Source organism: Psychrobacter piechaudii, assembly GCF_900162825.1.
GTDB lineage: Bacteria > Pseudomonadota > Gammaproteobacteria > Pseudomonadales > Moraxellaceae > Psychrobacter > Psychrobacter piechaudii.
The window spans coordinates 1-6,538 of record NZ_FUGE01000233.1; the positions used below are offsets into that span (position 1 = coordinate 1).

The following is a 6,538-nucleotide window of genomic DNA, read 5'->3' on the forward strand; positions in this document are numbered from 1 at the left end:
TGTGCTGAGTGTGGCACATGGCATGATAGAGATATCAATGCTGCTAAGAACATCCTTGCGGTCGGGCTTGACCGTCTAGCTGTAGGAATCCCCTCGGTTTAGCGAGGGGAGGAAGTCAAATTGTGTCGCTTTAGGAGTCTTGAGCTTGCAAGTGAGCTTCGCTTTCAGAATCAATTTGGTTTACCAAATCCACCATGTCATCATCGGTCTCATCATAACTAGGATACTGTTTTGGTAAATCAAGCATCTGCTGCACCAATGCCACTCTAAGGGTGTCTCGGCGTCCTAGATAACGCTGATAGAAGCTTGAATTTAGAAGGCTTGCGCCGCCTTGTCCTATCGCCCAAATAGTGGACAGATAGTCTCGGGTACTCAAACCACTATTTTGTGACTGTAAATACTGGCTGGTAAGGTCTATCAGACGCTTCATACGGGCGCGTCTAATTTTATATAATTCGCCAAACATTCTATTTAAGCCTTGCGCAGAGGCCGCCAGACGCTCTTCAATCTGATTAAATAATAAAGCCTTCTGTGGACTCATTAGCTGCTGCAGAATGATACGAGACACACCTGCCGATACACTGTCATCAATATTATTAATATCGAACAATTGCTCTTCATAACGGATGATAATACGCAAATATAATTCATCTTTGCTAGAAAAGTGCTTATATAAAGTTCCCTTCGCTAGGTCTAGCTGATCGGCCAAACTGTCTAAAGTAATGTCCCCACTTCCTGCTTCAAGTAAGAGTTGCTCAGCGGTGGCTAAAATCTTTTCTTCGCGCTTCTTAAATTGCTGCTGCCTACTCATGCAAACGTCCAACCTTATATAATCTTTGATAAATAATATCTGCTTAACAGGTCCTACCCTTTGCAAGCCTTATAATACGGACCCGAAACCATAGGAAGTTAATGACTGATTGGTCATAACCTACATAGCATACCCATTTTATTAAGCTTGTGCCAGTAAATCCTCGAAATTTTTTGTGGTAAGTCTGCCGACCTCTTCACTACTGATGCCAAATAGGTCGCCTAAACAAGTCGCTACATAAGGCACATAAGCTGGTTCATTTGACTTACCACGCTTTGGCACAGGCGCCAAATAAGGACTATCGGTCTCGATAAGCAGGCGGTCTCTTGGCACTTTTAAGGCAGCATCACGTAGGCTTTGTGCATTTTTAAAGCTCACGATGCCTGAGAATGAAATATAAAAGCCCAAATCCAGTGCTTTTTTTGCCGTATCCCAGTCTTCAGTGAAACAGTGAATAATACCATGCTCTGCTTTTTCAGCTTTTAGGATGTCGATGGTATCGTGCTTGGCTTCACGAGTATGCACCACAAGTGGTTTTTTTAGCTGCTGACTGGCGGCAATGTGACGGGCTAAGCTGGCTTTTTGTTCCTGCTTATTCTCATCGCTCCAGTAATAATCTAAGCCGGTTTCGCCAATCGCCCACACATGATCTGGCGAAGCTGTTTCTACCAAACGCTCTACGGTAGCCGATTTTAGCACCTCTAGATCTTCACAAGGATGGATACCTACGCTCATCCCTAGATTGAGCTGCTCATCGCCAAATTTGGTGATGATGTCATAAATTTCATCATATTCAGCGAAGTCGCACATAATGGCCATTGCACGGCTTACACTGGCTTGTTTCATGGCTTCAATAACGCCGTCTAACTTGCCATCATGGGCAGTTAAATCCAAACGGTTTAAGTGACAATGACTGTCTGTATACATAGTTTCTCTTTTTATAATTAATTTATAATGAATTAAATACGGATTTGAATTGTAAATAATTTAAAGCCTTCTAGCTTAGTGGCTAGTTACCGCACCTTATCAATGTTATCAATAAAGCAGGTGTTTTTGATCACTGCGACTATTATCGATATTCACGCCAACAATTCAAGTTAGACTCAGTAAACACTGATTAAAGTTTATTACAACTAAAAGCAAATAGTTAACCCATGCCTTAAATGTCTGAGCTTACAATGAAAGGCTTTTAAGCTAATAAGACTTCAATGATTTGTCTAGATTTACCGGTTCAACTGATACTATTAATAATGCTTGATTATCGATTTGAGCTTCACCTGTGATAGAGGCTTTCTGCTGCAAAGTAAGCTGAGCATTACAGATATCACTAGCAATACTCGAGTCGTCATGTGAACGGTTCTGCTTAAAGCCGATATCATGGTCTTTATAACGCATATAAAAAACCCTGTCCGACTGTTGTTGACGATAAGCGGGCCTTGGATCTTGGCTAATCAGCTGATAGATAAGCGCCATATCCTCTGTCTTTAAGCCTTGATCTAAGTTGTCAGTGACACAAGCCATAAATTGGTGGCGCGCAGCCTCAGTGATATGCACTGGTTTAACAATCGGCTTATCCAAAGCAAAGCCACTTACCGCTTCACTAATGGCATCACTGTAGGCAATATAAGGCTTAATATCGATAATGGGCGTACCATCTACCATATCAGCACCAGAGATGTGTAAGGTAACAGAGTCGCCTACCCCCTCCACTTTTATTAGCTTTACCACTGATAAACCTAATTGCGAGGGGCGATAAGTACTGCGCGTGGCAAATACCCCAAGCTTGGTATTTCCGCCTAATCTGGGTGGTCGCACTTTGGGTTTAAAGGCTGCGAAGTTAGGGGTAGACTCTCCTATTCCTTGATTTGCATTAGGCACCTGACTGCTCTGAGTCGTCTTATCAAGATAGTTATGATGAGTATGCCAAGTTATCCAAAGGTGGCTAAAATTCTCAATTCCCTCGAAGGCATCCAACGTATTATAAGGGGCAATCATTTCAATAAGAGTCGGTAGCTCAACCAAATTAGGTTGGCGCGGGATACCAAATTTCTGCGATAAAGCAGAACGGTGATAGCCGATGATTGGCACAGACAGACTAGATTGATTCATTACAATTACTACACCGTAGATATTTGGGGATAAATGGATGATTTAACAGGTTACTTATGACTCTGATTAACCTATTGAATTAGTTAACCATTAGACTTACACACTCACTAAATCAACTCTAGGTTTTGGCTGGTAAAATCAGTGAATGTTACCAAATTTAAATGGTGAATACAGGCTTATAACACTTGCTATTAATAAACTATTTTACAATCGGCTATCTTTAACTAAGATTACTGCCCTTAAATAAACAATCAAAAAAACTCGTATCCTAGGTGGTATCTTATCTCTGCTATTCCCTTTATAGGTAGCTTAATATTACTATTCTGGCATTGCCAAGAGACTTCTCCTGAAACCAATCAATGGGGCGTACCGGCTAAAAGAGTACCTTAAATCATCTTGCTTATATTTTTTTTAATAGCTGTTATTCCATTTTATAATGATACTTTTGTGCCATTTTTCCCATATTGCCGTTATGATAAGCAATAATTTGTTATCATATGCATCTTTTAAATTATCCCTTTAGTAAGTGATACCTTACTAAAACGGCGGATACTTTATATAATAGGTAATTTTTTAATCCTATTAGTCGAATACTACACTAGGATTTATAGTTGCTTTATCAAATATAAGTCCAGAATATCTCTTTATAAACACAATTTATAACTCGCTTTGCCATCATTATTAATTGGGGCCTTTATGTCAAAATTTCACACTGAAACAGTGACTTACGTACACCACTGGAATGACTCTCTATTTACCATCAAAACCACTCGCGATGCTGGTTTGCGCTTCCGTAATGGTGAGTTTGCCATGATTGGTATCATGGTCGATGGTAGGCCTTTAATGCGTGCTTACTCTATCGCTAGCCCAAACTATGAGGATCATTTAGAGTTTTTCTCAATTAAAGTTCAGGACGGTCCATTAACCTCACGTCTACAACATATTAAAGTAGGCGATGAGCTAATTATCAGTAAAAAACCTACCGGAACCCTAGTGGTCGATGATCTATTACCGGGCAAAAACCTGTATATGTTGGCTACCGGAACAGGACTGGCGCCTTTCTTAGCCCTATCTCGTGACCCTGAGGTGTATGAGAAGTTTGATAAAATCATTCTATGTCATGGCGTTCGTAAAGTCGAAGATTTAGCTTATCGCGAAATGTTTGAAGAAACTCTGCCAAACGACGAGCTATTTGGTGAATGGTATCGTGAAAAGTTCATCTACTACCCCACCGTTACTCGTGAAGATTTCCGCAATACCGGCCGCATTACTGATCTTATGAAGTCCGGCAAGCTATATGAAGACATCGGTCTACCTCCTATGAATAAAGAAGACGATCGAGTAATGATTTGCGGTAGTATGCCATTTAATGCTGATATCTCAGAAATTTTAGATGGCTATGGTTTAATAGTTTCTCCACGTATGGGTGTACCAGCCGACTATGTGGTTGAGCGTGCTTTCGTAGGTTAATAAGTTTCTCAAAGAAACATAAATTAGTTACTGGCGTAAATAAATAATAAAATTTCTTGACCCAATTTGAGAGTTTGTTATAATACGCCACCTAGCTTGACTACCTATCTTGTTGATATATGTTATAAATCAACGATGATTAAGCTAACCCTACATGCCGGTGTGGTGGAATTGGTAGACACGACGGATTCAAAATCCGTTGCCTTTAAAAGCGTGTCGGTTCAAGTCCGACCACCGGTACCAATACTAAAAACCCTTATAGGCTATAGCTTATAAGGGTTTTTTCTTGTCTATAAATTATGTCATCCACACAGTATCAAAACCTGTAACAAAATAGTCTTGATACTATCTTGATACTTCAACTCACCTGGCTATTACCGTATGATAGTTCTATTAGAAGATCTGTTAAGAGGCCATTATGAAAGTTAAACTCACTAAGCGATTTGTAGACTCTGTTGAGTATGCAACAAATGGTACCGATATTTATATGGATGAAGTATTGACAGGTTTTGCATTAAGAGTAGGCAAGCAATCTAAAAAATATACTCTACATAAGCGGATCAACGGTAAGCTTTATAGAGATGAAGTAGAAGAGACACATTTAATCACTTTGACTGAAGCTCGTGAAAAAGCCAGTACCATGATGGTTAATATCAAGAAAGGTTTACATGTTTATGATGGCTATAAAGCTGGTCAAGTTAACCAACCTGCTTCAAACGCTGACGTTCCTACATTAAGAGAGGCGTATGAGTACTTTAAAACTATGAAGCCAAATCTTGCTAGTCGTACTATCGAAACATATGATCAGCAAATACTTGGTCGGCTTAGTGATTGGCTCGAGCTGCCCCTAAACGATATTACCAAAACTATGGTTAGTGGAAAACATAAGGAAATTAGTAAGCGTAGTAAAGCGCAAGCTAATGCTACTATGAGGGCTCTTCGCTCAGTTTGGAACTATTGTCAGGATAGTTTTTTAGATGAAAATGAAGAATACATCATCAAAGATCAGCCTATACGTATTCTGAATGCAAAAAAAGACTGGAATAAAATAAAACCTAGAACTCGACATGTCGAAGAAGAATACCTCGGTACATACTTCCACACTCTAATTGAACATAGAGATGGTGGCTCTTTCAAGCAGGCCCCTTATAGTAATAATGCCCGTGACATATTATTACTGTTTATGTTTACTGGTGTTCGTTTAAATGAAGCCCAAACATTAAGATGGGAGGATGTTGATCTTGATGCAGGCCGTATTGTATTTAAGGCCACAAAAAATGGTTCTGATTATCACATGCCTACAGGTGACATCCTACAGGCTATTCTAAAAGAGCGTAAAAGACTTAGTAGTGGTGAAGAATGGGTGTTCCCAAGTGACTTGAAAAGAAGTAATGATCATGTCAAAGACTTAAGCGGTAGTTACAAGACTATCTCTCAAAAGGCTGGCTTGTATATTACACCTCATGATTTACGCCGCACATTTGGCACAGTGGCTAATAGTTTAAACGTTAACTACCCTGTACTAAAAAGACTATTAAACCATCGTGAAGCAAAGTCTAGCGATGATGTGACATTACAATACATTCAAGTATCACAGCGCCAGCTTCGAGATGCTTTAAATGAAATAGAGGCCTTATACTGCAAACGTATCAACCTGAGTCAGAAGGATGTTATTGAAAAATTACTGTAGATTAAATGGTTGAATAAACTATGCTTTCATAAAATCTCATGCTCTGCACACGACAAAAAAATCATCCCCACCGGATTTTCATAGGTTTAGGGGTTAAAAAGCTAACTAACTGTCGAAGTACAGTCTTATTATTGTTAAAAAATACCAAGCGCAGGCCCTCAATCAACACATCCAGGCCAAGCGCGAACAAACTGGCTTGAGGTCGAGCGTTTGACTTCAACTTGCGTTTTAACGGCTTATCTTTGTCTTTATAAATACCGACATGATAAGCCCAACAAAATGCTAAGGCGTTCACTGCGACTAATTTACTGACCCGATCAAGATGGGTTAAGTGGGTATCTTCAAGATTAAAGCCACGCCCCTTTAGACAAGCAAATAAAGTCTCAATTTCCCAACGCTTAGCATAGCTTGTCATCGCATCCACTGTTTCTAGTTGATTGGTTGCGACAATCACTAAA

General features: G+C 39.8%; 6 protein-coding genes, 1 tRNA gene and 1 pseudogene. 4 read left to right on the forward strand and 4 right to left on the reverse strand.

All coding sequences use genetic code 11. The features are described 5' to 3' along the window. A pseudogene (locus tag A1019T_RS13785) lies at nt 1-102 on the forward strand (RNA-guided endonuclease TnpB family protein); the annotation flags it as partial. 28 nt (nt 103-130) lie between these two features. Here A1019T_RS13785 and A1019T_RS12005 read toward each other — a convergent pair. From A1019T_RS12005 to A1019T_RS12015, 3 genes are all read right to left on the reverse strand, one after another. After that, entirely contained in the window at nt 131-811 is a 681-nt protein-coding gene (locus A1019T_RS12005) for a TetR/AcrR family transcriptional regulator (RefSeq protein WP_077451880.1), read from the reverse strand. Between the two features lie 141 nt (nt 812-952). Then, entirely contained in the window at nt 953-1,738 is a 786-nt protein-coding gene (locus A1019T_RS12010; RefSeq protein ID WP_077451882.1) for a TatD family hydrolase, read from the reverse strand. 267 nt (nt 1,739-2,005) lie between these two features. After that, nucleotides 2,006-2,920: a tRNA (N6-threonylcarbamoyladenosine(37)-N6)-methyltransferase TrmO gene (locus tag A1019T_RS12015; RefSeq protein WP_077451884.1), complete on the reverse strand. Its 915-nt coding sequence runs from the start codon at nt 2,918-2,920 to the stop codon at nt 2,006-2,008. A 696-nt stretch (nt 2,921-3,616) separates the two neighbouring features. Here A1019T_RS12015 and A1019T_RS12020 point away from each other — a divergent pair. The 3 genes from A1019T_RS12020 (at nt 3,617) to A1019T_RS12030 (ending at nt 6,080) form a co-directional block, all read left to right on the forward strand. After that, nucleotides 3,617-4,390 (forward strand): ferredoxin--NADP reductase, encoded by a 774-nt coding sequence (locus A1019T_RS12020; RefSeq protein ID WP_077451886.1) that lies wholly within the window; start codon nt 3,617-3,619, stop codon nt 4,388-4,390. Between the two features lie 156 nt (nt 4,391-4,546). Further along, nucleotides 4,547-4,633: transfer RNA gene (locus A1019T_RS12025), tRNA-Leu, on the forward strand. Nucleotides 4,634-4,808: 175 nt separating this feature from the next. After that, nucleotides 4,809-6,080: a tyrosine-type recombinase/integrase gene (locus tag A1019T_RS12030; RefSeq protein WP_077451888.1), complete on the forward strand. Its 1,272-nt coding sequence runs from the start codon at nt 4,809-4,811 to the stop codon at nt 6,078-6,080. 61 nt (nt 6,081-6,141) lie between these two features. Here the strand turns inward: A1019T_RS12030 and A1019T_RS13305 are convergent. Next, a partial coding sequence (locus tag A1019T_RS13305; protein WP_167366877.1) for a transposase occupies nt 6,142-6,538 on the reverse strand: 397 nt, incomplete at its 5' end.

Bases quoted from the DNA above. Each gene is read 5' to 3' on its own strand.
- A1019T_RS12020 (WP_077451886.1), top strand. From the start codon at position 3,617: ATGTCAAAATTTCACACTGAAACAGTGACTTACGTACACCACTGGAAT.
- A1019T_RS12005 (WP_077451880.1), bottom strand. From the start codon at position 811: ATGAGTAGGCAGCAGCAATTTAAGAAGCGCGAAGAAAAGATTTTAGCC.
- A1019T_RS12030 (WP_077451888.1), top strand. From the start codon at position 4,809: ATGAAAGTTAAACTCACTAAGCGATTTGTAGACTCTGTTGAGTATGCA.
- A1019T_RS12015 (WP_077451884.1), bottom strand. From the start codon at position 2,920: ATGAATCAATCTAGTCTGTCTGTGCCAATCATCGGCTATCACCGTTCT.
- A1019T_RS12010 (WP_077451882.1), bottom strand. From the start codon at position 1,738: ATGTATACAGACAGTCATTGTCACTTAAACCGTTTGGATTTAACTGCC.